Annotated in this window: 26 protein-coding genes and 2 pseudogenes; 25 read left to right on the forward strand and 3 right to left on the reverse strand. The window is 50.1% G+C overall.

What is annotated here, in order from left to right:
* Positions 1–137 precede the first annotated feature (137 nt).
* The 10 genes from U9M73_RS19120 (at position 138) to U9M73_RS19165 (ending at position 10,179) form a co-directional block, all read left to right on the forward strand.
* A complete protein-coding gene (locus U9M73_RS19120) occupies positions 138–869 on the forward strand; it encodes a response regulator transcription factor (RefSeq protein ID WP_028538466.1) in 732 nt (243 codons plus the stop codon).
* Positions 859–2,319, forward strand: coding sequence for a sensor histidine kinase (locus U9M73_RS19125; protein WP_323078582.1), 1,461 nt, complete (start codon positions 859–861; stop codon positions 2,317–2,319). The genes U9M73_RS19120 and U9M73_RS19125 overlap by 11 nt, the downstream gene beginning before the upstream one ends.
* 389 nt (positions 2,320–2,708) lie before the next feature.
* Positions 2,709–3,761 (forward strand): siderophore ABC transporter substrate-binding protein, encoded by a 1,053-nt coding sequence (locus tag U9M73_RS19130; protein WP_260071194.1) that lies wholly within the window; start codon positions 2,709–2,711, stop codon positions 3,759–3,761.
* 13 nt (positions 3,762–3,774) lie between these two features.
* Positions 3,775–4,794 (forward strand): ABC transporter permease, encoded by a 1,020-nt coding sequence (locus U9M73_RS19135; RefSeq protein ID WP_009224926.1) that lies wholly within the window; start codon positions 3,775–3,777, stop codon positions 4,792–4,794.
* Complete coding sequence (locus U9M73_RS19140; RefSeq protein ID WP_323078585.1) at positions 4,794–5,858, forward strand: iron chelate uptake ABC transporter family permease subunit; 1,065 nt, start codon at positions 4,794–4,796, stop codon at positions 5,856–5,858. The genes U9M73_RS19135 and U9M73_RS19140 overlap by 1 nt, the downstream gene beginning before the upstream one ends.
* Positions 5,855–6,607 (forward strand): iron ABC transporter ATP-binding protein, encoded by a 753-nt coding sequence (locus U9M73_RS19145; RefSeq protein ID WP_028538461.1) that lies wholly within the window; start codon positions 5,855–5,857, stop codon positions 6,605–6,607. Before U9M73_RS19140 ends, U9M73_RS19145 begins: the two co-directional genes overlap by 4 nt.
* 345 nt (positions 6,608–6,952) lie before the next feature.
* Positions 6,953–7,078 carry a hypothetical protein gene (locus U9M73_RS19150; RefSeq protein ID WP_232282279.1) on the forward strand — a complete coding sequence of 42 codons (126 nt, stop codon included), beginning with the start codon at positions 6,953–6,955 and terminating at the stop codon, positions 7,076–7,078.
* Between the two features lie 197 nt (positions 7,079–7,275).
* Positions 7,276–8,430, forward strand: a complete 1,155-nt coding sequence (locus U9M73_RS19155) for a DUF418 domain-containing protein (RefSeq protein WP_323078587.1) — start codon at positions 7,276–7,278, stop codon at positions 8,428–8,430.
* Between the two features lie 27 nt (positions 8,431–8,457).
* Positions 8,458–9,567, forward strand: coding sequence for a sensor histidine kinase (locus tag U9M73_RS19160; RefSeq protein ID WP_009224922.1), 1,110 nt, complete (start codon positions 8,458–8,460; stop codon positions 9,565–9,567).
* A 6-nt stretch (positions 9,568–9,573) separates the two neighbouring features.
* On the forward strand, positions 9,574–10,179 hold the full coding sequence (locus U9M73_RS19165; RefSeq protein ID WP_009224921.1) for a response regulator transcription factor: 606 nt from the start codon (positions 9,574–9,576) through the stop codon (positions 10,177–10,179).
* Here U9M73_RS19165 and U9M73_RS19170 read toward each other — a convergent pair.
* Together U9M73_RS19170 and U9M73_RS19175 are read right to left on the reverse strand one after the other, a co-directional pair.
* Entirely contained in the window at positions 10,176–10,994 is an 819-nt protein-coding gene (locus U9M73_RS19170; protein WP_323078588.1) for a WYL domain-containing protein, read from the reverse strand. The two genes, U9M73_RS19165 and U9M73_RS19170, sit on opposite strands and share 4 nt — an antisense overlap.
* Positions 10,981–11,268 (reverse strand): annotated as a pseudogene (locus tag U9M73_RS19175) (WCX domain-containing protein); the annotation flags it as partial. The pseudogene U9M73_RS19175 and the gene U9M73_RS19170, both read right to left, overlap by 14 nt.
* Positions 11,269–11,296: 28 nt before the next feature.
* Between U9M73_RS19175 and U9M73_RS19180 the strand changes: the two are divergent.
* The 6 genes and pseudogenes from U9M73_RS19180 to U9M73_RS19205 all read left to right on the forward strand — a co-directional run.
* Positions 11,297–11,803: pseudogene (locus tag U9M73_RS19180) on the forward strand (slipin family protein); the annotation flags it as partial.
* Positions 11,804–11,993: 190 nt separating this feature from the next.
* Entirely contained in the window at positions 11,994–15,686 is a 3,693-nt protein-coding gene (locus U9M73_RS19185) for a GH92 family glycosyl hydrolase (RefSeq protein ID WP_323078590.1), read from the forward strand.
* Between the two features lie 86 nt (positions 15,687–15,772).
* Entirely contained in the window at positions 15,773–16,915 is a 1,143-nt protein-coding gene (locus U9M73_RS19190) for an enolase C-terminal domain-like protein (RefSeq protein WP_323078591.1), read from the forward strand.
* A gap of 41 nt (positions 16,916–16,956) precedes the next feature.
* Positions 16,957–17,139 (forward strand): hypothetical protein, encoded by a 183-nt coding sequence (locus tag U9M73_RS19195; protein ID WP_085169414.1) that lies wholly within the window; start codon positions 16,957–16,959, stop codon positions 17,137–17,139.
* A 131-nt stretch (positions 17,140–17,270) separates the two neighbouring features.
* Positions 17,271–18,065, forward strand: a complete 795-nt coding sequence (locus tag U9M73_RS19200) for a sensor domain-containing protein (protein ID WP_085169412.1) — start codon at positions 17,271–17,273, stop codon at positions 18,063–18,065.
* Between the two features lie 247 nt (positions 18,066–18,312).
* Positions 18,313–18,876, forward strand: coding sequence for a tyrosine-type recombinase/integrase (locus U9M73_RS19205; RefSeq protein WP_009224905.1), 564 nt, complete (start codon positions 18,313–18,315; stop codon positions 18,874–18,876).
* Positions 18,877–18,969: 93 nt separating this feature from the next.
* Here the strand turns inward: U9M73_RS19205 and U9M73_RS19210 are convergent, their stop codons facing one another.
* Complete coding sequence (locus U9M73_RS19210; protein ID WP_009224904.1) at positions 18,970–19,656, reverse strand: universal stress protein; 687 nt, start codon at positions 19,654–19,656, stop codon at positions 18,970–18,972.
* Positions 19,657–19,784: 128 nt separating this feature from the next.
* On the opposite strand from U9M73_RS19210, the gene U9M73_RS19215 reads away from it, so the two are divergent.
* From U9M73_RS19215 to U9M73_RS19255, 9 genes are all read left to right on the forward strand, one after another.
* Complete coding sequence (locus U9M73_RS19215) at positions 19,785–22,196, forward strand: Na+/H+ antiporter subunit A (protein WP_323078594.1); 2,412 nt, start codon at positions 19,785–19,787, stop codon at positions 22,194–22,196.
* On the forward strand, positions 22,183–22,605 hold the full coding sequence (locus tag U9M73_RS19220; RefSeq protein ID WP_323078596.1) for a Na(+)/H(+) antiporter subunit B: 423 nt from the start codon (positions 22,183–22,185) through the stop codon (positions 22,603–22,605). Before U9M73_RS19215 ends, U9M73_RS19220 begins: the two co-directional genes overlap by 14 nt.
* Positions 22,606–22,607: 2 nt before the next feature.
* Positions 22,608–22,946 carry a Na(+)/H(+) antiporter subunit C gene (locus U9M73_RS19225; RefSeq protein WP_028538600.1) on the forward strand — a complete coding sequence of 113 codons (339 nt, stop codon included), beginning with the start codon at positions 22,608–22,610 and terminating at the stop codon, positions 22,944–22,946.
* Complete coding sequence (locus U9M73_RS19230; RefSeq protein ID WP_323078600.1) at positions 22,939–24,414, forward strand: Na+/H+ antiporter subunit D; 1,476 nt, start codon at positions 22,939–22,941, stop codon at positions 24,412–24,414. Before U9M73_RS19225 ends, U9M73_RS19230 begins: the two co-directional genes overlap by 8 nt.
* Positions 24,415–24,427: 13 nt before the next feature.
* Complete coding sequence (locus U9M73_RS19235; protein WP_085169404.1) at positions 24,428–24,907, forward strand: Na+/H+ antiporter subunit E; 480 nt, start codon at positions 24,428–24,430, stop codon at positions 24,905–24,907.
* Complete coding sequence (locus U9M73_RS19240) at positions 24,904–25,185, forward strand: Na(+)/H(+) antiporter subunit F1 (protein ID WP_323078603.1); 282 nt, start codon at positions 24,904–24,906, stop codon at positions 25,183–25,185. The genes U9M73_RS19235 and U9M73_RS19240 overlap by 4 nt, the downstream gene beginning before the upstream one ends.
* Entirely contained in the window at positions 25,169–25,582 is a 414-nt protein-coding gene (mnhG, locus tag U9M73_RS19245; protein ID WP_036625680.1) for a monovalent cation/H(+) antiporter subunit G, read from the forward strand. Before U9M73_RS19240 ends, mnhG begins: the two co-directional genes overlap by 17 nt.
* A gap of 111 nt (positions 25,583–25,693) precedes the next feature.
* On the forward strand, positions 25,694–25,912 hold the full coding sequence (locus U9M73_RS19250; protein ID WP_016313890.1) for a hypothetical protein: 219 nt from the start codon (positions 25,694–25,696) through the stop codon (positions 25,910–25,912).
* Between the two features lie 125 nt (positions 25,913–26,037).
* On the forward strand, positions 26,038–26,457 hold the full coding sequence (locus tag U9M73_RS19255) for an HNH endonuclease (protein WP_036699844.1): 420 nt from the start codon (positions 26,038–26,040) through the stop codon (positions 26,455–26,457).
* Positions 26,458–26,650 lie beyond the last annotated feature (193 nt).

The raw sequence follows: 26,650 nt of genomic DNA on the forward strand, positions 1-26,650 counted from the left end.
CTCAGATGATTGTTACAACAACATCCAATATAGAGACCTCGTCTTTCCGCCACCTGTCGCTTTTCTTACAATAACCTTACATAGCAGGAAATCGGCTTTACGGTGCGAACAATACGAAGGAGTGAGGTGGTGGAATAATGCGCAAAACGATACTGTTAGTCGACGACGAGCAGGACATCGTGGACATGCTGAAGCTTTTTCTGGAGCCAGATTATCACGTTCTTGAAGCCAATGACGGACAATCCGCGATGGAGATGTTCGCTCGCGCGTCAATCGACCTGGCGGTGATCGATATCATGATGCCTTATGTGGACGGCTTCAAGCTCCTTCAATGGATACGGAAACATTCCAGGATTCCGGTGATTGTTCTGTCGGCCAAAAATCAGGAGGCGGACAAAATTGCCGGGCTTGGCCTCGGTGCGGATGATTTTATCGCCAAGCCGTTTAGTCCTTTGGAGGTGGTGGCCCGAATTCAGGCGCATTTGCGGAGAACGTACGAATTTAACGATGCCGGTGCGGCGGCGGGAGCAGGCGTGGACACGGCCATTGCTGAGACCCGGCTGGGTGAGCTAATCCTGGATCATGAAGCGTGCTTGTTATACAAGCGCGGAGAACCAATCGAGCTGAGCGCGATCGAATACAAGCTGCTGAAGTTGTTTATGAGCAAGCCGGGGCGCATCTATACGAAAAAGCAAATCTTCGAGCAGGTGTGGTCCGAACCCTATATCGCTGACGACAATACGATTATGGTGCAGATCAGTCGGCTGCGGGACAAAATCGAGGATTCGCCGCGGGAACCCTTTTACATTAGGACGGTTCGCGGCCTCGGATACCGGTTCGCCAAAAAGGATGAGCTGGATGCAACGTAAACCAAAAAAGCTGTTTGGGATGTTGCTTCGGAACTACGTGATTTTTTCACTGACGCTGGGAATGAGCTTCATCGTGCTGCTGCTTTTTTTCGTGGAAAGAACCAACGTGCGAATGCCTAAGGATATGTCGTTGCTGCAAGCGCATGCGATCGTTCGTCCGGATCCGGCTGACATCCAGAGCGATGTGATTGAAGAGGTGGATGGCTGGGTGGAAATTCTCGATGAGCAGCTGCGGATCATGGAGGTCCGAGGAGAGAAGCGGGACGGCAACGTGACGGGCTATACGGAGGGGGAACTAAACGCTTTATTTTACGATTCGGACGACAATCCGTACTATACGTCTATGGCTCCATTCCATACGAATGACGGAGAGCGTCGTTACGTCCTGGTCAGGCTGCCGAAACAGCAGATCCGGGCGGATTTCATGCTCAATGAGAAGACAGAGAACTATCAGAGGATCTTTTGGATCGCTTTGGCCGAGACGGGGGCGTTATTCGTCCTGCTATTTGGCATCAACGTCTATGTGTACAGCCGCTTGGCCGCAGTCAGGTTGACCAACCCGCTTGGCGCGATTGCCGCGGGTATCCGCAGCGTATCGAATGGGCGCTATCATGAGCGGCTTCACATCGAAGCGAATTACGAGCTTGCGCAAATTCAGGAGAGCTTCAACAAGATGGCGGAAAAGCTGGAGCAAGTCGAAGCGAACAATCGGCAGCTGGCAGAGAGCAAGCAGCGGATGCTCGTCCATATTTCGCACGATCTGAGAACGCCAATCACGACGATTCAGGGTTACGTGGAGGCGCTGCAGCATGGGGTCATCAAGGAGGAAGCCGCACGTCAGCGGACCCTCGGTCTTATCCACAGCAAAACGAAGCTGGTCGCTGAACTGATCGACGATGTATTCGAGTTGGCGAAGCTGGAGGTTCCCGACTATCCTGTCGTCAAGAAAGTTTGCGATCTTGCAGAGTTCACGCGCGAAATGGCCGTAGACTATTACGATATGTTCGAGGAAAAGGGGATGAGGTTCGAATTCGACATTCCTTCGGACGAGCTGCCCGTGCCGATCCATACGAAGTTGCTGTACCGGGCGGTCTCCAATCTGCTTGCGAACGCGCTGAAATACAATCCGCCGGTAACGCATGTGCGGCTGTCGCTCATCGACGGGCAGGACGCAGTGCGGATTGAGGTCGCCGATAATGGCGTTGGCATCCCCGCTGAATTGCGTGCCCGTGTCTTCGAGGCGTTCGTCCGCGGAGACGCCGCGCGCAAGAGCGATGGCGGCTCAGGGCTTGGCCTGACGATCGCCAAGCATATCGCAGAGAAGCATGGGGGCAGTCTCGCGCTCGACAGTGACGCAGGCTGGACGCGCTTTGTGCTGACCTTGCCGAAGACAGGGGAGATGGGCCCGGTCATGGAAGAGCCGCACGCGGTGAGCGAAGTCGGAGCTTAAATGCGTCACACGACAGCGAATTGTCGATTTGCCATACCGCAGTTCACCCCCATTCTGAAAGCCCAGTCCGTATCAAGACTGGGCTTTTTTCCTGTCTCCCCCTCCTCAACCAGACCTGTTTAACCTTGTGCGACCGCTGTATAGTTATCCCTTCTCTGGATCGTAGACTTTGATATTCTCTAATTTTAGATGCAAAAAAATTTGAATTTCTGTATTGATATTAATTTTTCATGATGCTACAATAACACTCAGTGATAATGATAATTATTATCAATGAATGATAACTTGCGATGTAAGGAAGTAAATTCATGCAGGATGGAACAAGGTACATACGGATTTAGTTAATCATTCTATTTATATAATTTTTATTTAAAGGAGAGGTCATACAAATGAAAAGATTCATAACGAGCATCTTGATGGTCATCTTGGTATTGGCGTTAGCCGCATGTTCCTCTAATACAAACACTGCGGGGGAAAGCAATACGAAAGCAAATAACAGCAACGCTTCCACTGCAACCGAAACGTCCGCTGAATCGACGGAAGCAGCAAAACCAACGACCGTTGAGTTTACAGATAGCCATGGTACGGTAACGGTTCCGGTTAATCCGAAGAGCGTCGTTGCTTTGGATAACAGAACGTTTGAAACCCTTGCGGATTGGGGGGTTAAGCTCGCGGCTGCACCTAAAGGGGTAATGCCTAAAGATTCCCCTTATGTTGCCGACGAATCGGTACAAGATATCGGTAACCACAGAGAGCCTAACCTGGAAGTCATCGCTGCGGTTAACCCAGATCTGGTGATTGTAGGTCAACGTTTCTCCGGCTACTACGAAGATATTAAGAAGCTTGTTCCGAATGCAGCCGTCATTGATGTAAACGTTGATGTATCCGGTGAAAATGGCACGCCAGGTGACAATCTGGTCAACGGCTTCAAAGAGATTACAACGAAGTTTGGTGAAATCTTCGATAAGAATGAAGAAGCAGCTCAACTGGTAGCCGAATTCGATCAAGCGCTGGCTGACGCGAAAGCAGCTTACAATGGAACAGACAAAGTCATGAGCGTCATTGTTTCTGGTGGTAACATTGGTTTCGCTGCTCCATCTACTGGCCGCGTATGGGGTCCGCTGTACGATATCTTCGGCTGGGTTCCAGCACTGGAGGTAGAGAACGCAACTACTGACCACCAAGGGGATGAAGTTTCTGTAGAAGCTATTGCGCAAAGCAATCCGGATTGGATGTTCGTACTTGATCGCGACGCTGCAACTTCCAGCGGAGAAGAGAGTGTTCCTGCTCAAGACGTAATCAACAATGCTCCGGCACTTCAAAATACAACAGCCGTATCTAAAGGACAAGTTTTGTATGCTCCTACGGACACCTACACAAATGAATCGATTCAAACGTTCATTGAAATCTTCCAAGAAATTGCGCAAACTCTAAAGAAGTAAAATAAAGGAGTACATGATTGTGCCCGAGAATGTTATCGCTGAGGTTGAGACTACTTCTCAACCTCAGCTTTCTAAGCGTAAAAAGATATGGACGTTTCCCTTCATACTTGCCATCCTCGGCGTTATTATTCTAGGTATCATCTCTCTGTTTACGGGGGTGTATGATATCTTTGGACAAGAAGACGGCTGGGATATGTTCTTCATCACTCGGATTCCAAGAACGGTGGCCTTAATGCTTACCGGGGCGGCGATGGCCATGACCGGGCTGATCATGCAGCTGATGACACAGAACAAAATGGTCGAGCCGACCACCATCGGAACAACGGAGTGGGCGGGTTTAGGTCTGCTTACGGTCTACTTGCTAATCCCCAGCCCTTCATTAGTAGTACGGATGACGGGTGCAATTATATTTTCATTCGTTGGAACGATGGTTTTCTTCTTCTTCCTAAGGAGTGTAAGACTTCGCTCTTCTCTGATCGTTCCGATCATTGGATTAATGCTTGGTGCCGTCATCTCGGCATTGTCCACTTTCTTGTCGCTCTTCTTTAACATGTCTCAAGTGATCGAAGGCTGGTTCATCGGTTCTTTCGCTCCAGTTCAAGCCGGAAGATATGAATATTTGTGGATTATTATCATTGTCACGTTCTTCATTTTTCTGTATGCCAATCGTCTAACGCTAGCTGGATTGGGAGAAGACGTAGCCACTGCTTTAGGTGTCAATTACAAACGGCTTATTCTATTAGCGAATTTACTCATTGCAGTTGCCGTAGGGATTGTCGCCTCGGTCATCGGCAATCTTCCTTTCTTAGGATTAATTGTCCCTAACATCATATCCATGGTTCGCGGAGATGATCTTCGAAGTAATCTCCCTTGGGTATGTGTCATGGGGATGGGGACGATCATGCTGTGTGATATCGTATCCAGGGTTATCATTATGCCATTCGAAGTGCCCGTCTCCTTAATTCTAGGTACCGTAGGAGCGGTCGTTTTCATCCTAATTTTGCTAAGACAACGAAAAAGCAGGAGGCTGTGATGAAGACATTAACAGTGGATTCTCAACTCAGCATAAACAGCGAATTAAACGCCAGCCCTCGTGCTAGATCTGCCAGCGCTTTTCGAACCAAGAAAGAAGCGAAACGCTACTGGATTTTATTAGTGTTGTTCATTGGTGTGGGTTTGCTTGCTGCACTTGGGTTGTTGCTTTATAACAATCCAGTACCGGTGGACTCTCCCTCTTTCGTTCCTGTTGTAAAGAGACGGCTCGTGGCCATTGTCGCTATGTTCATTGCTGCATTATGTCACAGCTTCTCAACCGTCGCGTTTCAGTCTGTAACGAATAACCGGATGATTACCCCTTCTCTGCTGGGTTACGAATCCCTTTATTCAGCGATCCAGACCGGTACGTTGTTCTTCTTCGGAGCGGGTGCGCTCGTCAGCTTCACGGGGCAGGGCGCTTTCTTCCTTCAGGTTTCGCTGATGGTTCTGTTGAGCTTAACCTTGTATGGATGGCTGCTGTCCGGGAAGTATGGCAATTTGCAGCTGATGCTTCTCATCGGCATCATTATTGGAGCAGGCCTGAATTCCGTTTCGGGCTTTATGAGACGAATGCTTGCCCCATCGGAGTTTGACCTGCTGCAGTCCAGGCTTATTGGCTCGGTCAATAATGCGGATTCTGAATATTTTCCTATCGTGATTCCGCTTGTTATCCTTACTGCCTTAGGTCTATTCTTCTTTTCTAGAAAGTTAAATGTCCTGGCGCTAGGAAAAGATGTGGCAACGACCTTCGGCTTGAATTATCAGGCGGGCATCATCTTTACGCTTGTCTTAGTCGCTGTCTTAATGGCTATTTCTACTTCATTGCTTGGTCCGCTGACCTTTTTTGGTTTTTTAGTGGCGATGCTGAGCTACCAAGCCGCACCAACGTATGATCACAGATACGTCTTTCCAATGGCTTTTGCCATCGGTTTTTGTATTTTAACGTCTGCTTATTTCTTGTTGTATCACGTCTTTCATGCACAAACCGTCGTAGGTGTCATTATTGAGTTATTTGGTGGACTTGCGTTTCTTATTGTAATCTTAAGGAAGAGGTCGCTATGATAAGTATTCAGAACGCTAGGAAATGGTACGGGGATGAAGTCAAAATCGGGCCCTTAAACATCGAAATTCCCAAAGCCGGGGTAACCTCCTTAATTGGCCCGAACGGTGCTGGAAAATCGACGACGCTTCTCATGATCGGCAGATTGCTGAACATGGATGAGGGTCAAGTTACCGTCGCCAATATGAACGTGACAACATCAAAATCCGATGATCTAGCAAAGATCCTCACGATCTTGCGCCAAGAGAATCATTTCGTTACTAGACTTACCGTCAGACAGCTCGTGGGGTTCGGTAGATTTCCCTATTCCAAGGGAAGATTAACCAAGGAAGATGAAGTCATCATTTCGAAGTATATTGATTTTCTTAAACTGACGGACCTCGAGCATCGGTTTTTGGATGAGCTTTCAGGCGGGCAGAGACAAAGAGCCTATGTAGCCATGGTGCTCTGCCAGGAAACCGAGTACGTGCTGTTAGATGAACCGCTCAACAACTTGGACATTGCCCGTTCGGTACAGATGATGGAGCATCTGAAGATCGCCGCGAATGAGTTTGGCCGAACCATTCTTACCGTCATGCATGACATCAACTTCGCCGCCAAGTATTCCGATCGCATCTGCGCGATGAAGAATGGACAAATTGCCGCATTCGGAACGGTTCAAGAGATTATGAAGCCTGAAATTTTGTCGGACATTTTCGAAACGAAAATTGAAATTATCGAAGGACCTTATGGTCCGATCGCAGTTTATTAGTGAGCGGGAGATCAGTTAAGAGCATAAAGCTGTACGAGGCGAGTTTCAGGTTGTCCTGGGCTCGCCTTTTTGGTGTCTTTTGAACCAAGGAGAGCCCCTTGATTGAGCTAAATTGGCATTGATTGAATCATTGCAGAAGGCGATTGATTATATGGAAGCTCACGTTCTTGATCCTGACCGATATCACGGTTGGTGATTATATTCGGCGGCGTCGGTTAACGCTGGCGGCACAAGAATTAATCAGCACAGACAGCATGGTGTTACTCCGAGTGAAGCCCGAAAAGGGATCGGAAAACTACAATCCAGGGACCTGTCCCAACCGCATTTGTAAATACCTACAGACAAATTTATTCGGAATGGCTGCCTTCAAATGGGTATGTGCCTGCTGAACTCCCGACTATTGAGGCTTATATCAGTCAAGATCTCTATAGTCCGAATTCCAAGAATGAAATCTGGCCTACCGTAAAGTGAAATTGTATTATCAGAAGGCTTGATTCAGATTCAACGGAGAATCAAGTACATTGGACGAGGCTGATCTGCAGCCTTGAGCCCTATAAAAGTGATCACATGACACTGTCATCCCAATCTCCTGACAACTGTGAATTCCGCCGCCCCGGTGTTCAAAGGTAGAATGAAGCTACCAAGAGAAACGAAAGGACGGGAAAGGGATGGAGAATCACGGCGGGAGAATACGCTTGCTCGATATTCTGAGAGGGTTCGCGGTGTTGGGGACGCTGGGGACGAATATCTGGATTTTCGCGCATTTGGGAGACGTTAATTATGTCTTTACTTTTTATCATGCGGCGTGGTGGTCGTCGCTTCAGGACTTCGTGCGAGTCTTCGTGTTGTTCTTGGTCAACGGCAAGCTGCTGGGCTTGTTGACGATCATGTTTGGCGTTGGGTTGGAGATGAAGTATCGCCAGGCCTTGAAGCGGGGGAACCCCTGGCCGGGAATGTACCTTTGGACGTCGTTTATCCTGATGGCGGAAGGCTTGCTGCATTTTACACTGGTGATGGAGTATGACATTCTGATGAGCTACGGGATCACGGCGATCATTGCCGCTTTTATCGTCAAAGGCGGGGATCGGGCGATTCGGCGGGCGATGTGGATCTTTGGCGGGGGGCATGGAGGAATCATGCTGCTGATCCTGGGCTTCGGGATCTATCTCGGACTCTCCGGGGCGCATATCTCCATGGGAGATATGCGTGCGACGACAGCGTTATATGGCGGCGGCAGCTGGGTTCAACAGGTACAGGATCGCCTAGCGAATTTCGTGGCGCTCCGTTTGGAAGCCGTGTTCGTGATTCCCATGAATTTGTTTCTGTTCTTGCTGGGCATTCGGATGATGCGGTCCGGGGTGTTTGCCCCCGATGAGCAGGGGCGGCGGCACCGAGGAAAGCTGTTGAAGCTGGGCTTGGCGATCGGGGTTCCGCTGAATTTGCTGATTTTTATCCCGGGCGGGTATCTGGATTTCCCTGTACGGTACTTATTTGCACCGATCCTCTCGCTGGGGTATCTTGCACTCATCGCGAAGCTGTTTGAACGATACGAAGGGCTGTGGCTGTGGAATCGGCTGGAGCATGTGGGGCGGATGTCCCTGAGCTGCTATGTCTTGCAAAATATCACCGCTTCCCTTATTTTTTATGGATGGGGTCTTGGCCTGGGAGGCAAGGTGGACGCATTTACCACGGTTCTCATCTGGCTGGCCATCTCCAGTTTCCAAATCGTATTTGCCTCGCTGTGGTCCAAGCGGTTCCGATTCGGGCCGCTGGAAGCGACGAGAAGGTGGATGACGAACCTCGCGGGCAAGCTGGCCGCTTGAGGATCAAGCATAAGGTGAGGATGCCCATTGTTACGGAAGCTGTATCCTGCGGACCAAATCGAGAAGTTTTTACTGCTGGACGTTATTATCATTGTATTTCTAATCTACCGGGTGCTGGTGCTGGACGTTCCCTATCCGATCCTCGTCAAAATAGGGTTTCTTCTCCTGTTCCTAGCCTCATACTATATTTGCCTATGGCAACGTCGGTGGCTGATGCTCCTGGGCAGCTGCGTTGGCTTCCTGTTGATTCTCGCGCTGAGCATCTATGAAGGGATGGGGGCTTTGCTGTATGGCTTCGTGTTTGCGGATTTTTTGGGAAGGGCGGATCGCAAGCGGGTCATCGGCATTGGTATGGTCGGCATTGCCGCGATGTTCATTCTGGCCGGTTGGATCCATGAAGGGGAGCCGGCGGGAGTCTTTCGGACGGTTTATTTTCCGGTGATGATTATTCAACTGGCGGTCCCTCCCATCCTTCAGGTTCGAGAGGGAAATAAGGCGCTGAAGGAGAAGCTCAATCTCGCGAATGCTCAGCTGGAACGATATATTCAAGAGGAGGAGCGAAACCGGATCGCCCGGGATCTTCATGACACGTTGGGGCAAACCTTGACGATGATTAAGATGAAAAGCGAGCTGACCATCCGGTTAGTGGATCAACACCCTGATCAAGCCAAGGAGGAGCTGCGAGATATCGTGAACACCTCCAGACACGCTTTAAAGCAGGTGCGGGAGCTGGTGACCGGAATGAAGTATGTTCCGCTGGAGAAGGAGATCGAGCTGGCGGGGGATCTTTTGCAAAAGGTGGGGATTCGGTTGCTTGTTTCAAATGAGACGCCGTTAACCCCTCTATCCCCGGTGGCGGAAACGATGCTAGCGTTATCCGTCCGAGAGGCGGTCACGAACATCATCAAGCATAGCGGGGCTAGCGAATGCATGATCACCCGATACGAGCGGGATCAGCGACTTTATCTTGAAGTGAGCGATAACGGGAATGGTCAGCTGGAGCCGGGAAAAGGTAACGGCGTGCAGTCATTCCAGGAGCGCATGGCGATGCTGCAAGGTGAAGTTGAAATGAAGCAGCGCCCGGAGCAAGGGATATCCATTACGTTTATTGTACCGCTCATGGGAAATAGGGGGTGAAGACGGATGATCCGAATTGTCATTGCCGAGGATCAACAAATGCTGCGCGGGGCTTTTAAATCGCTGTTGTCTTTTGAAGAGGATATGGAGGTTGTCGCCGAAGCGGAGGACGGAGAAGCCGCATGGGAGGCGATTGTGCGCCTGGAGCCTGACGTGTGCTTGCTGGATATTGAAATTCCGGTGCTGACGGGGTTGGAGGTTGCCGAGCGGCTTAAACGGTCCGGAAATCCGGGGAAAGTGATAATCGTGACCACCTTTGCCCGTCCGGGGTATTTACAGAAAGCGATGGATCTCAAGTTAGAGGGGTATCTGTTAAAAGATGAACCGATCGAGTTTCTGATCGATGCCATCCGGAGAGTCATGGCCGGAGAACGCGTGATCAGCAAGGACCTGGCGGAGGTACTGTTTCTGAAAGAGGACAATCCGCTGACCGAGCGGGAGACCGAGGTGCTGCGGTTATCGCACGCGGGACGTTCAACCCGGGAGATTGCGGAAACGTTGTTTTTGACGGAGGGAACGGTCCGAAACTACTTGTCCCTGGCGATTCAGAAGCTCGGAGTGGAGACTCGGCAGCAGGCCACTGAGCGGGCGAAGGAGCGAGGCTGGATTTAGACGAAGGTTGGGTACTTTCGGCAAAGTCCCGGTTTAATATATAGCTGAACCATTGGGATAGGGTGTGACTCATATCTATTTCCCTCGATGACCCGAACTCGCTTTCCTAGAAAACGAAGCTTTGAAAGCAAATACTCCAACTCGTCACTAGGCAAGCTAACCTTGATTCGGTAGGTGTCGTGCAATTCATCGTACTCTACTTTTTTCTCAAAGCTAGAGAAAGCATAAAGGATGCGGGACAATTCTTCGTTGTAGTTAGGGATAATTTCAATGACGGCTTCAGTCCTGCGGTTATCCAGTGTTTCCTCGATCTTCTTCCGGATCATCTCCACTTCTGCCGGCTCGATAGGTTCTTGCGTAACAGCGTGGATCTTCTTCAGCCGGGTGCTCATCACAGATTGATGCCTGATGTTATACCAGATCAGATACCATTCTCTCTTGACCATGGAATATTCCAGTTTATAAGGGAACCCCGAATAGTCGGTGTACACGCGTTCACCCTTGACTTCGTAAGTGATCCGGAAGCCCGATTGATTCATGATGAGTCGGCGTAGCAGCCGCAGGAGGGGGTGGTAGACCTGTTTTTCCTTGGCGCGGGCTTTTTCAATCAAATGATCGTCAATATCCATCACGGGATCCGGCTCTAGAACGGATCGCAGCTTGGTTAATGTAGCCGCAGTGAAGGCATCCGTTGCCGCGGGGTGATTGAGCATCGTCTTCAGCCATGCCCGTTCATGAGAAGTCACCGTGAACGTTCCTGAGTCCTCCAGCCGGGAGATGATCTGGTGGTTAAAGTTTTTCTCAAACAGATTCATAGTAAGACAGGATCTCCTTCCATTCGGCAATCATTTCACGACGAAGCGAAGCAGGTTCTATGACCTCACAGCTGGACCCGAAGCTTCGCAGCCACGGTTTGATTTCGGTTGTTCCGTTTACCGTAATTTCGTAAATAAAGGAATTCTCATCTTCAAACACGATTTGTCCCCACTGGCCTTGCAGCAGGACCCGTTCTTTCACGAAATTCGGTACTGAACCCTCCGGGTTATAAAATCGGGCACGTACTCTTACAGTTTGGCCAGTATCTATGAGTGGATCCGTATCGGTCATGGTGAAGCCGATTGATAGGAGACAGCAGCAAATGGATCTCCTTGGCCAAGAACTCATGACGGAAGACAAGGTCACACTGCGTCTAAACTTCGTTTGCCAATATCGAATTGTGAACCCTTTACGTAGCTTGGAGATAAAGTCGTTTGACGAGCAAATCTACATCCAGCTCCAGCTCATGCTGAGAGAATATGTAGGGACGCTTAGATTAGATGATCTCTTGAAACGGAAAGAGGATGTGGCAACATTCGTCCTGTCTCGGCTGCGCGAGAAGGGGGAAGAGTTCGGCGTTCAGTTCCTGAGTGCGGGGGTAAAGGATGTGATTTTACCAGGAGAAATGAAAGAGATTCTAAACACCGTCCTGTTGGCGGAGAAAAAAGCGCAAGCGAATCTGATCACCCGCCGGGAAGAGACAGCCTCGACCCGAAGCTTGCTTAACACCGCGAAGCTGATGGATGAGAATCAAACGTCGTACCGTCTGAAAGAGCTGGAATTCCTCGAGAAGATTTGTGAGAAAATCGATTCTTCAAGGGGATGTTCGGTTGAGCCGCAACGACCCTCCATATACAGTTTCAAAAGCGACTCCGACTAAAAAGGTCGCTTTTTTTATTTTTGAGAAAACTTCTATCACGTAAAAACTACTGTACTATATGTCATGATAAATATATTATATATAATTAAAACAGAACTATAATTTGGGAGGGATCAGCTTGAAGAACACAACCGCCCGTACTGATCGGGACTGGGCATCGTACGTCAATACGAATATCGGCACGTTGTCCTACAAAACGTGGTCCACGACTCCAACCGTGCAGCTTCCTCATGGGATGATGGAGATCGATCCGGTCACCACGCCGGGCATCGGAGACAAGTATTTGGCGGACAAAATCTTCGGATTTTCCTTCGGACCGGCCTCGGTGACGGTTTCCGGCAGCCCTTTGTCCGATCGTCGGGAGGAGCATGCTTCCACCTTCGATCATGATTTGGAGGAGACCCGGCCCTATAAGTATCGCGTCTTCCTGGAGGATCATGAGATCGATGCCGAGATGACGGCCGCTCAGCGCAGCGCTTATTTTCGTTTCCACTCCGCTAGGCCGGTTCATGTCATCATCGACGGCGGCGAGACGACGCAAATTCACAAGCACGATGGCCGCATAATCGAAGGGGAGCGCGTGAATAAAGGATATGTTTGCTATTTTAGCTTAGAAATGAAAGAGGCAACGTCGTCGTTTGGTGTGATCGAAAACAGCCCGAGAATCTATTTAACCTACGAGCCGCAGCAGAAGGAAGAAACGATAGAGTTCAAGGTAGGGATCTCTTACATCAGCTTGGAGCAAGCCCGGAAGAACCGACAGCAGGAGCTGCCGGATTGGGACTTCGAGGCCTCCGTTTCCCGAGCCCGCGACGCTTGGAACCGTGCGCTTTCGGCGATCGAGGTGGAAGGCGGGACGGAGGAAGAGCGGACGATTTTCTACACGGCGATGTACCGTACGCTGCAACGGATGCGGAACATTACGGAAGATGGCCAATATTACAGCGGCTTCGACGGAAAGGTCCACAAGACGGAAGGGCGGGATTTCTACACGCACGACCAGCTTTGGGATACGTATCGCTGTGCCCGACCTCTACAAAGCATTATCGAACCCCGCGTATTTGAAGATATGGTGTACTCGTTGGTCCGAATGTACGAACAAGGCGGGTTGCTGCCGAAATTCCCCCATCCGGGAGGAGATCATGCAGTGATGATCGGCCATCATGCCGCTTCGCTGATTGCCGATGCCTGTGCGAAAGGGCTGGATGATATCCATGTCGAGAAGGCTTTTGAAGGAATGCTGAAGGATGCGACGGAAATGTCCTTGATTCCCTGGCGGACGGTGCCAGCAACGGAATTGGATCGGGTGTACTACGAACAAGGCTGGTTTCCGGCCCTCCCTGTAAGGGAAGACGCGAAGGTAGCAGATCCGGACGAGTGGAGAAAAAAGCTCTGGGACCTCGTCATGGAGAAGATGCCCAATCAAATCACCTGGGTTCCTGAGGTTGGCGTTGACGAATGGGTGCCCGAGGTGGATCCTTGGCATCGCCGGCAATCCGTGTCCGTTACGCTGGAGCGAGCTTATGACGATTGGTGCGTCGCCCAAGTGGCCCGTAAGCTGGGGAGGGACGAGGAAGCCGAGTTTTTCCTTCAACGCGCGGGCAACTACCGCCATCTGTTCCGCCCTGACCTCGGGCTGATGGCGCCCAAGACAGCGGAAGGGGAATGGGTTGAACCGTTTGATCCGAAGCTGTCCGGCGGGTTTGCCGGGGAGGGGTATTTTGCCGAAGTGAACAGTTGGATCTATACCTTCCATGTACAGCACGATGTGGAGGGGTTAATCCGGCTGATGGGCGGGAGAGAGGCTTTCGTGCAGAAGCTCGACGCATTGTTTACGGAGCAATACACGATGGAGAAGCCGTGGTTTCTCGGGCAATTCCCCGATATGTCGGGACTGATCGGCATGTATGCCCATGGCAATGAACCTAGCTTTCATATCCCGTACCTGTACAATTATGCGGGAGCTCCTTGGAAAACCCAGCGGCGCGTACGCGACATCCAACACCTGATGTATAACGACGGACCGGCAGGCCTGTGCGGAGACGATGACATTGGTTCGCTGTCGTCCTGGTATGTTTTCAGTGCGATGGGCTTCTATCCGGTGTGCCCGGGACGGCCTGTCTATGATATCGGCAGCCCGATCTTCGAGAAGACGACTCTGCATGTCGGGGAAGGCCGGACGTTTGTCATTGAAGCGCGTAATGTCTCAAAAGCGAACAAGTACATCCAATCCGCCGTTTTGAACGGGCAGCCGTATTCACGGCCTTGGCTCAGCCATCAGGATCTGATGAGCGGAGGGCGACTTGTGCTGGAGATGGGGCCGCGACCCAACAAGGCATGGGGAAGCTCGCCAGAGGATGCGCCGTCTTCGATGACTTCTTTAGGATCCCTGCCCTGTGAAACGGAGGAATGCGGCATGACCTTAGGCAAGCCCATTTACCATTTTACCCCGCCGGCCAATTGGATGAATGATCCGAACGGACTGATCTATCACGAGGGTGAATATCATTTGTTCTATCAATACAACCCGTATGGGGATCGGTGGGGAACCATTCACTGGGGGCACGCGGTGAGTACGGATCTGGTGCATTGGCAGCATCTGCCGATCGCGCTGGCGCCGTCCGCCGAGCTTGGCGAAGTGCACTGCTACTCCGGCTGTGCGGTGATTGATGACCAGGGCGTGCCAACCCTGTTCTACACCAGCATTGGTGAGGGCGAACGAAATGCCGAGACCGGCGCGGAGCAATGGATGGCCACCAGCCCGGATGGACTGCGGACGTGGGTGAAGTCCGACGCGAATCCGGTGCTGACCCAGGAGATGCATGGAGAGGATTTGGCGGTGCGGGATTGGCGGGACCCGTATGTGTGGAAAGAGGGGAACCGGTGGCTGATGGTACTGGGAGGGAGCCTGCAAGGCAAAGGCTGTGCGTTACTGTACGAATCGGCGAACTTACAGGATTGGACGTTTCGGCATCTCCTTCATACGGGGGAGGAAAGCCTTTGGGAATGCCCAAACGCCTTCCGTCTGCAAGACAAAGCGGTTCTGATTTACTCGCCTAGCGACAAGGTGAAATATCTTGTAGGTTCCATGGGAGACGATCTGCGATTTGTGAAGGAACAGGAGGGCTTAGTAGACCATGGCGGCTGGGAAGGGTATTATGCGCCGCAATCGATGTTGGCGCCGGACGGCCGTCGCATCCTGTGGGGCTGGCTCCCCGACAACGCCCGCGGGGAGATGAAGGAAATCCAGGGATGGTCGGGGGTGCAGTCGATCCCAAGAACCGTGGAGCTCCATCCAGACACGAACACCCTGATTTTTAAGCCGGTCGTGGAGCTTCAGGTGTTGAGAGAAACCCCCTACGAACTGCCGAAGACGGTCTGGTCGCCGGGCCACCATGAGCTAGGGATCCAAGGAAAAGCTGCCGAGATTATCGCTGAGTTTGAGCTAACCGGTTCGGAGACGTCGTTTGGATTCGAGGTCTTCCGTTCCCCGGACGGGGAGGAACAAACCACCCTTAAGTTCGACGTTTCCGGGGGACAGATCGTATTGGATCGCTCTCGATCGAGCCAAGCGGCGGGCGTCCACTCCTGGGAGCTCGTGGCCCCTTACGAAATGCAGCAACATAAACAGCTCCGAGTTCACCTGTTCCTCGACCACTCCATTGTGGAAGTGTTCGTGAATGACGAGCTTTGCTTGACGGGCCGAGTGTACCCTCTTCGAGAGGACAGCGACTCGATCCGACTGTTTATCCAAGGGTCAAGCGTTACGATGAAGTCCCTTTTCGCGTGGAATTTACGTAGCATTTGGTGAAGTCGGTTCAGCAAAAGAATTGAGAGCGGTTTCAGCTGAATTCTGAGTTTGATTCTACTAAGAAGAAGAGAAAGGGGTTGAATAGGATGAACCTATTTACCTATTTAGATGAAAGTTGGCGAATCCAGCGCATCGAACAAGTGCATATGAAGGGGAAACGCCGCCGGTTGGCTGGCTGCAATGCACGGCTAGGGGTACACGGCAAAGAAGTAAGCTTTCCTTTAGTTCGCATCACCATCGGGGGCATATCCGGCTTCGGCTGGTCAAGGATTACCCGTGAACAGGCAGCCTCTCTTATTGGGACTCCGGTCAGAGAGATTTTCTCCGAGGAGCAGTGGATTCAAGACCGCTTTCTACATCTGCAATTCCCGCTCTTCGATTGGTTGGGCAAGGTCAGAAGTCAACCCGTTTATGAACTATTAACAGGCAAAAAGGCTGCATCTCCGTTGGAGGTGCCCTGTTACGATACGTCCTTATATTTTGACGATTTGCATTTGAGCTCCGAGAGCGATGCGGTACGTCTGCTGCAAGAAGAAGCGATGCAAGGTTACAATGAAGGCTTCCGCGCTTTCAAAATTAAGGTAGGACGCGGAGCGATGCATATGGATTTAGTGGACGGAACCAAACGCGACATCGCGATTGTTAACGGGATCCGGGAGGCAGTCGGCCCCGAATGCAAGCTCATGATTGACGCCAATAATGGCTACAACTTGAACTTGACCAAGCATGTGCTAAAAGAGACGGCATCGTCCAATTTGTCGTGGATTGAAGAGGCGTTTCATGAGGACGATTGTCTGTATCGCAACCTGAAGGAATGGATGAGCGAACAGAAGCTGAATGTGCTCATTACGGATGGCGAAGGTCACGCTGCAAAGCCCATCGTGGAATGGGCCGAGCAAGGGTTGATTGACGCGATTCAGTATGACTTACTGGATTACGGCATTGTGAATTGGATGAAGCTCGGGGAGCGGCTGGCCCGAAGCGGGGTTCACGCTGCACCGCACCATTACGGCGTATTCTATGGCAATTATGCTTCCGCTCAGGCTTACCCTGCGATTCCAGGGTTTATGTCTGTCGAGTGGGATGAGACCCATATCCCCGGCATCGATACGTCGGGTTACTCGATTCACGACGGCATCGTAGCCCTTCCCTCGACCCCAGGGTTTGGTTTACACCTTGACGATACCTATTATGAGGGGGAAGTTCGGGAAAGCGGCTGGACGGTATAAGCTCACCAGATGGCAAACCATCGGTCAGGAAATCCTGGCCGATGGTTCTTTTTTGCACTCCGCTTGGTACCGAATTGGCCGAAATGCATCGGGTATTTCACCAAGCGCAAGAGAAACGAGGGATTGAGCTGTTCAAGAGTTACGATACGGCGTCCTTGGAGATCGTTGCCGATTTTCTGGAGAAGCTGGCCAGCTTGGTGGCGGAGCCGCCGAAACCAGAGTAATCACTGGGCTCGTCCTAGCCTAAAGTCTAGTTTCAAACACCACCTAAGACGGTTATGTCACGCCAGTAGGGTAGTTATAATGAACTTATAAATTTTGTGCGTGACTGAAGCAGTCAAAGGAGTGTTTGAACGTGAAAGCAGTTGAAGCGACGAATGTGGCGAAAGCGGGGAAGGTGAATTGGGCGCTGTTTAATCCCAAAACCTATGCAACGATTCTTTATTTGCTGTTAGCCCTCCCGTTAGGGATCATCTATTTTACGGTGGCGATCACCGGGCTTACCCTCTCCATTGCGTTGACTCCGGTATTTGTCGGAATCCCGATGTTTTTTGGAATGGCCAAGCTGTTGAACGGAATTGTAAGCTTTGAGCAAGGTTTGATTCGGCATATTTTAGGGTTGCCAGTTCCGCCTGCAGCGGCTCTAAACCATCCATCGGCAGAAGTCGGGTCCAATTGGTTCATGCGCATGGTCAAAGGGTTTGACGGGGGACTGTTCATCCGCAACTTGATGCTGGTCTTGCTTCGCTTTGTCACCGGCATCGTATTCTTTGCGGTAATGATCGTCGCTCTTGCCCTGGGCATTGGCTTTATAGCGCTTCCTGTGGTGCATATCGTTCTGATGAATGAATATAAGCTGGATATTTTAGAAAATAACCTGTTTACCTACTTCCATATCAACTGGACCTATAATCAACAATACCTGTTTTACGTGGGCGTGGGGCTCTTCCTGTTCTGGGTTGCGCTTCGCATCGTGAATGGGCTCATGCAGGTTCAGCGCAGAATCATGTATGTGGACGAAGCCTATTTGCAGCCGACATCAGAGCCTGCTCCAGCCGCAGCACCACACCAATTCCATGCGCCGGTTCTGCCGCAATTTGAGGATGATCTACACGAGCATCCTACGACTGAGAAAGTGTGGCTTGCTTAAGAGGTTGAGTAGGTACTGAATAAATTAAACATATTATTAATAGCGACAAAACGATGAAGAGAAAATGGATAGGGCTCCGGGTTTCGCCGGATGGAATGGATTCTAATTTGGAATAGACGTCTTCGTTTAGCAGATACTGCTGATAACGGAGGCGTCTTTTCTTGTGAAACGATGCCAGCCATTTATTGCGATGTTACTTAATATATGTTAGAATGAATTTATGTAACATTATGCGGAGGGATTCTCTGTGGAGTTTGTTAATCCGATTCGAGACCTTGAAACCATTCAGGCGATGAAGGAGGAGTTGCGTAAACATTCGGTTCGAGACTTATTACTTTTCGTGCTGGGGATTAATACCGGCATTAGTTTAATTGATTTACTAAGTCTTACTGTCGAGGATGTGTGGGACGGCGAGAAACCGAAGCAGTTCCTATACGTGAAGAATGAACGAACAGGGGAAGACCAGGCGCATTATCTCAACTGCAATATCGGGGAAATCTTGAAGGAGTATTTGAGCATGATCGATTGGCAACCAGGGGACTACTTGTTCAAGTCCAAGAAGGATTGCCGGCCGATTACCCGCCAGCAGGCCTATCGCATTATTAATCGTTCGGCCAGAGAGGTTGGTATTTCGGAGAAGATCGGAACGCATACGTTGCGCAAGACCTTCGGTTACCATGCCTACTATAAAGGGGTTGCCATCTCGATCATTAAATCGATCTTGCATCATCACTCTACCGCCGAAACCTTAAAGTATTTAGGGATTGATAAAAATGAAAGGTTGCCGATCAAGGTGGACGTCAATTTGTAAATTTCCTATTTAGCACATGACAAACAAAAAAACTCTCCACATGAAGCATGCGGAGAGTCTGTTCATCCCATCATTCGTTGATATTCACATTTCCTATGATTCTTCAGCGGCTACCCGATTCATCGCGGTTTGAATGTCCACATTTCTGAGTTCGGTGACGATTCCGTCCTTAACAAGGACCTGAAGCGTTTCAGCGTCCTTCATAAAGCGGAAAATGCCATTATCGAAATCCGTATTGGCTTCTTTGAAGAAGATCCCTTCATATTCGGCATCCTTGAGGTGGTTAAAGCTTAAGGTATAATGATCACCGTCCTTGATCAAGTAAGCACGAACTCCCTTTTCGTAAATCCCTTCCTCGTCAGGAATATAACGGGCAACTGAAATAAGATGCAGGTCCACAAAGGGGATCTCCCGGATCAAGGCATTGATAATGGACCCTTTCGTCATTTGCTCCCAACGGCTCTGGGCCGTCTGTCCAAGGATGATTTGAGTAATGTTCTTCTCCCTAGCGACTTCAGCAATGACCTTATAAACAGGGCGGCTTTCATTGTCCTTCATAATAAATTGTGCTGTCGGGTGGGAATTGGCATACTCTTTCCACTGTTCGATATGAAATACTTTATCTGCATCCAATTCGTCGAAAGGTTTGGGATCCACAGTCAGTATATACAGCGGGGCCTTCATCAAGTTAGCGATTTTGCAACCGCGTTTGATTAGTCGTTCCCCGTTCGGACCATAATAAACGCAAACCAGAACACTTTCATTGCATGGATTATCCATTTTACATTATTCACCTCAAAGGATAATAATAGAGCACTTAAATAAACTACGTACGACTATAATTGATGTTTTATCTCCAGTCAAATCGTGTTATCGACAGAATGATTCTCAAGTAAGGAGGATTGCGCTTGGTTACATTCTATACCTTCATTTTTCTTCCGTTGTTAAGTGCTATACTCGTACCATTTCTGTATAAGTACTTGAATCGTCAAGTCCATACAGGATGGTTTGTGCTAATTATACCCCTATCCATCTTCGTCTATTTATTACAATATATACCCGATGTTGCGGGCGGGAAAACCTATGTCTATACGCTGCCGTGGATTCCGACGCTAGATATCCAGTTGACCTCTTATGTGGATGGACTGGGTCTCTTATTCGGGCTTCTGATTTCGGGTGTGGGGTCCCTGGTGATCCTTTATTCCGTCTTCTACATGTCCAAGGAGCGGGAGGCTCTCCATAACTTCTATATCTATTTGCTCATGTTCATGGGTGCGATGCTAGGCGTCGTATTTTCTGATCATCTCCTGGTCTTCTACGGCTTCTGGGAGTTAACCAGCGTGTCTTCGTTTTTATTGATCTCTTATTGGTTTGAGCGGCGAAGCTCCCGGCAAGGCGCGTTAAAGGCAATGCTGATTACTGTGTTTGGCGGATTTGCCATGTTAGCTGGATTTATTATGTTGATCATTATGGCGGATACCTATAGCATTCGAGAATTGATTACGAATGTGGGCATTATTCAAAATCACGTGTTGTTTATCCCGGCGATGCTATGCGTGTTAATGGGTGCATTTACGAAATCGGCACAGTTCCCCTTTAGCATTTGGCTGCCGGATGCGATGGAAGCACCAACCCCGGTCAGCAGCTACCTCCATTCCGCAACGATGGTGAAAGCTGGCATTTACTTGGTGGCGCGAATGACGCCGATCTTTGGCGGCAGTTCGGTTTGGTTCTGGCTGGTCGCCGGTGTGGGGCTGATTACATTGCTTTACGGTTCCTTGAGTGCGCTCAGACAGACAGATCTAAAAGCGCTCTTAGCTTATTCTACGATCAGTCAATTAGGATTGATCATGTGTTTGCTTGGCATCGGCTCGCTGGCGGTTTATTTTGGGCCCGGTGAGAGCGGCACAGTCTTTACGGTAGCGACCTTCGCCGCCCTGTTTCATCTATTTAACCACTCCACGTTTAAAGGCAGCTTGTTTATGGTCGTGGGAATTATTGACCATGAGACAGGTCGGCGGGATATTCGCTATTTGGGCGGTTTACTGCAGGTGATGCCGGTGACGTTTACGGTCGCCTTGGTTGGCGGTTTATCGATGGCCGGGTTGCCGCCGTTTAACGGCTTTTTGAGTAAAGAGATGTTTTTTGCTGCGGTCAATGAAGTTACCCAAGCGGGAATCTTCGGGCTCAGCAACATCGGCTTCATCTTCCCGCTCCTGGCTTGGGTAGCGAGCATATTCACCTTTGTGTATTGCATGCTCTTTATCTTCAAAACCTTCGGAGGCAGCTTCCGCCCGGAAAGATTGATGAAAGAAGTGCATGAAGCCCCTCTGGGGATGTTGATCTCCCCTATCGTTTTGGGTGTGCTCGTGATTCTCATTTTCTTCTTCCCGAATGTACTTGGGAAATATATTCTAACTCCCGCTTTGAACGCGGTTTTGCCGATGATGTCCGTGACTGCCTATGATCTCAAAATCAGCGCGTGGCATGGCCCGAACCTCGAATTGCTGATGACCGTGGGCGTCATCCTCTTTGGGTTATTGCTCTTTCGGACAGCGAAGCGATGGGTTCCGGCGATTCGGAGCTTTCCGCAGAGGCTGACGCTAAATCACTGGTTTAATCAAGGGCTGGATGGAACCGAGAAGCTCTCGCGATCGCTGACTAATCGATATATGACAGGTTCGCTGAGACATTACCTCATCTACACTTTTTCATTCTTTGTGATTGTGCTGATGGCTTCACTGTTAGGGTTCCATGGCCTGCAACTCGATTTCTCGAAGGACGCTCCTATCGGGATCTTCGAAGCTGGACTGGTGGTTGCGATGATCATCGCTGCCTTTGTCGTCTTGTTCGCCCCGAATCGTATCGTCGCCATTGTGGCTTTGGGGGCGATAGGTTATATGATTTCGATGTTCTTCGTCATCTTCAGGGCTCCTGATTTGGCATTAACGCAAATGGTGGTGGAGACGGTGACAACGGTCCTGTTCTTGCTGTGCTTCTACCATTTACCGAAGCTGAAGAAGAGCATCGAACGCCTATCGTTTAAGCTGACGAATCTGATCATTTCCATGGCGATGGGATTAACGGTAAGTCTCTTGGCTTTAGCTGCGAACGGACATAAGCTGTTCGAGCCAATCACCTCGTTTTTCGAAAATGCCTATGAGCTGGCCGGGGCCAAAAATATCGTCAACGCCATCCTCGTGGATTTCCGCGGCTTTGACACCATGCTGGAGATATCCGTGCTGACGATCGCCGGGCTGGGCGTCTATCTCTTGGTTCATCAGCGTTCCAAAAGGAGGGAACCCAATGAAACCGAATGATGTGATTTTAAAAAGCGTCACCCGCGTGGCGGCCGTCATTATCTTAACCTTTTCGATTTACCTGTTCATGAACGGCCATCATCATCCGGGCGGCGGATTTATCGGCGGGCTGAGCACGGCATCGGCCATTGTTCTCCTGTACTTGTCCTATGGGATCGAGAAGGTGAGAGAGAACATCCGCATGGATTTTAAGAAGCTCGCGGCGATTGGGGTGCTGATCGCCGTGGTCACCGGCATGGCCGGGGTGATCTTCGGCGAGCCGTTTCTAACTCAAACCTTCGGCCACGTCGAATTGCCGATATTCGGGGATACTGAGCTGGCCTCCGCGCTGATTTTTGATACGGGGGTTGCCCTCGCGGTCATAGGGACGGCGGTAAATATCATTCTAAGCATAAGTGAGGATCGATAAATATGGAGACACTCATCGTCATACTCGTCGGGATACTCGTATCGATCGGCACCTATTTGATCTTATCCAAGCAATTGCTTCGCATTGTGTTGGGAACGTCGATTGTGAGCCATGCGGTAAATTTATTGCTGCTTACCTCCGGCGGGCTGAAGCGGGGGAGCGCCCCCCTGTTGGGCGAGAAGGAAGCCGGTTTTACAGATGCGATGCCTCAAGCTTTGATCTTGACGGCCATCGTCATTAACTTTGCCGTGACGGCACTAGTTTTAGTTTTATGTTATCGGGCCTATCAACATTTCGGGACAGATGACATGGAGCGATTAAGGGGACATGAGCATGAATAACTGGTTGATTGGTCCGGTGATTATTCCCCTGATCATGGGGATGCTTCTCATTGTTTTTCAAAAAAACCTCCGGCTTCAGCGGATCCTTGGCTTGCTTGCTCTGTTGGCGACGTGTGCGGTATCCATCCTGCTCATTCACCAGATCCAGACGGGTGGGATTCAGACGCTGCAGCTCGGCGGTTGGGATGCCCCTTACGGCATTAGCTTCGTTGGCGATATGTTTAGCGCGCTACTGCTGCTTGCCACCTCGGTGGTTTCGATCGGGTGTTTGCTGTATGCCTTCCCGTCGATCGGGCGGAAACAGGAGAAGCTCTATTTTTATCCGTTGTTTTTGTTCTTGATCGTCGGCGTGAACGGGTCTTTTCTGACAGGGGACTTATTTAATTTATATGTCTTCTTCGAAGTATTTCTGGTCGCGTCGTATGTGTTGATCACGATGGGGGGAGCACGGCGGCAGTTTCGTGAAGCGCTAAAATATATTTTCACGAACATTATCGCTTCGGCGTTCTTCCTAATGGGGGTTGCCTACTTATATTCGATGACAGGCACGTTAAACCTCGCCCACTTGTCGATCCGGATCGCTGAGGCTGGTCAGGACGGGTTGATTACCACCGTAGCCTTGCTGTTCCTGATCGTGTTCGCCTTAAAGGCTGGGTTGTTGCTCTTCTTCTGGTTGCCAGGTTCCTATAGCGTACCGCCTACCGCCATTGCGGCCATCTTTGCGGCGCTACTCACCAAGGTGGGGATTTATGCCATCTTTCGGATGTTTACGCTCATCTTCTATCATGAGCCGCAGATCACTCATTTGACCATAGGAATCTTGGCGGCGGTAACGATGATTCTTGGAGGGCTTGGGGCAGTAGGCTTCGGGGATTTGAAGCAAATCCTCACCTACAATGTGATTATCAGCGTTGGGTTTATCCTGCTTGGTCTGGTCTCGATGACAGAGGAAGGCATGATGGGCTCTATCTACTATTTGATGCACGATATTCTGATCAAGGCCTTGATCTTTCTCATCGGCGGGACAGTGGTCTATCTGACGGGAACCAGCAGGTTGCAAAACATCAGTGGTCTGATTCGACTTCACCCGCAATTAGGCTGGATGTTTCTGATCGCCGCATTATCGATGGTGGGCATTCCCCCGCTCAGCGGCTTCCTCGGCAAAGTGTTTACGATACAAGGAACCTTCGAGTCTGGGGATTATTGGCTAGGGGGCATCGGTCTCGCCGCCAGTATGTTGATTCTATATTCCATGATCAAATTGTTCATGAACGTCTTCTGGGGGGAGACCATTCTGTGCGTCGATGATGAGAAGGGAACGACCAAGGGACTTCTGCTTCCAATCGCGCTGTTGACCGCTTCCAGCCTGGCTTTAGGGATTGGTGCTGAAGGGGTGGCGGGGTATGTGACCCAGGCGGCACAGGAATTGCTTGATCCAAATCGATATATCCATGCTGTGATGGATTAAAGGGGGGACAGCCATGCCCATTCAGGTGCTGCTTAACATCTTTATTGCTTATCTGTGGATGTTTCTGCAGGATGAAACGAGCATTATCAACTTTATTGGCGGTTACATCGCCGGGTTGTTTATCCTATTTTGCATCCGCCGCTTCTTTAATAAGCCGTTCTACCTCTTTACATTGGCAGCGGTAGGCAAGCTATTTGTGATCTTCATTTATGAACTGGTGATCTCGTCGATGATGGTGATGAAGCACGTGCTCCGTCCCAAAGTCGATGTGAAGCCGGGGATCTTTAAGGTGGAGACGGATTTGGAAGGGGATTTGGAAGTGACCCTGTTGTCCTTGCTGATCTGTCTGACACCGGGCTCCGTTGTGATGGAGATTACCCCGGATGCGAAGACACTATACATTCACGGACTGAATATGCCAGAGTCCAAAGAGTCGGTACTGAAGTCCAAATCCGTGTTCGAGAAAGCGATAAAGGATGTGACCCGGAAATGATTTTTCAGACGATCTTGATCATCGCGTTATGTCTGTTACTGGCGGCGATCTTAGCTAACTTGTACCGCGTCGTCAAAGGTCCGTCCAGTGTGGATCGGATCATGGCGCTGGATTCCATCAGCATCAATTTAATTGCGAGTATCGCGGTATTCTCGGTATTGCTGCGTACGCATGCGTTCTTTGATCTTATCTTGCTGATTGGGATTTTATCCTTCATCGGAACGGTGGCGTTTGCCCGGTTTATGGAAAGGGGTGCGGTCATTGAGCGGAAGCGGTGAAGTTGTAGGGGCGATTCTGATCCTCGCGGGGGCTGTCTTCAGCTTGATTAGCGCGATTGGCAATTTGCGTTTACCGGATGTGTACACAAGGTCTCATGCTGCATCGAAAAGTTCTACATTGGGTGTGCTGTGCGCTATGGTTGGCACTTTGCTGTATTTTATCATCGCCGAAGGCTATTTCAGTATTCGCCTGATCTTGGGGATCTTCTTCGTCTTTCTGACGGCTCCGGTGGCCGCCCATGTCATCAGCCGTGCCGCCTATCGTCACTGCGTGCCGTTAGCGGAGGAAACTGCCCAGGATGAGCTTCGAGAATACTACCAGCAGGATGAGAATTTCGAGGGGGAAGATCAGGTAGAGCCGGTGGAGCAAGAGACGGTGCTTCAAAGTACCTCCTAAGCCGATATTCGCCCATGTGAGGATTGTCATAGATGACAGTCGTTAAAATTTTAGATAATAATGAAGCGGCACAGGCCGCAGGAATCACATTGGTAAAAAGGGGCAAGTAGTATGGCTGTTCATCGGGGACCCGTAGATCAAGACGTGGTCATTGAGAAGGTTCGGAGTTTATTTACATGCCGGGTGTTGTGGAGCGAAGGGCGTCCCTGCCTGGAGTACGACAGCCGGGAAGAGCTCGATCGGATCTCTGAATACGTCAGAACGAATTTTGGGATGGAGCTGCTTGATGTTTTCTTTACGGCAGTCGAGAGCTTGCCGGATGATGATTAATGGAATAATCGCTTTGTAGTTAGCACCCTTAGGGGTGCTTTTTTTCTATATGGAACGAAGTTCCAAGGGGATGAGGGAATGTCTGGCCCTGTCGGAGAGACCCTATCGTTAAGGAGGAGCTGGTGATGATTACGGTACTGAATACAGATGGTCGGGAATTAACCCCTTGTACCCTGGACCGAGCTTGGCGGGAGGTGAATCGATCGCGTGCCGTTTGGATTAATGAGCAGACCATTCAGTTGTTATACAACCCTTTTCTGTTCCGGAAATATCGGAAGATCGCCTTAAAAAGAGACCGTTACACGTGCCTATGGTGCGGACAGCCTGCAACAACGGTGGATCATCTGATCCCCTCCAGCAAGGGCGGTTCGGATCTGCCGCGCAACCTTATTGCCTCCTGCGGCGAGTGCAACTCAAGACGGGGGAATCGCCCGGCGTGGGAGTATTTTAGAGAGAAGATGGGTTCCATTCCCCGTCCCCTCAAGCTTGGTTTTCATATTTTGATAGCTTTAGGCTGCTCAAAGATCAAACCAAGATCTCATTAAATAATTCTATAACCGGAAAGAAAGGATTTCCCGGCCTTTGGGTGGAAATCAGTAGTGTACGATCAAAACGATTGGCGCTAGGGGAGCGAACGCGCCTGTCGGCCTGGGGTTAGATTCGGCTATTCCGGGTATATTAATTATGAAGACTTGATGAACTGAATTGACAGTGAGAATCATTAGCATATAATAATTA

It is taken from the genome of Paenibacillus phoenicis, assembly GCF_034718895.1.
Taxonomy (GTDB): Bacteria; Bacillota; Bacilli; order Paenibacillales; family Paenibacillaceae; genus Fontibacillus; species Fontibacillus phoenicis.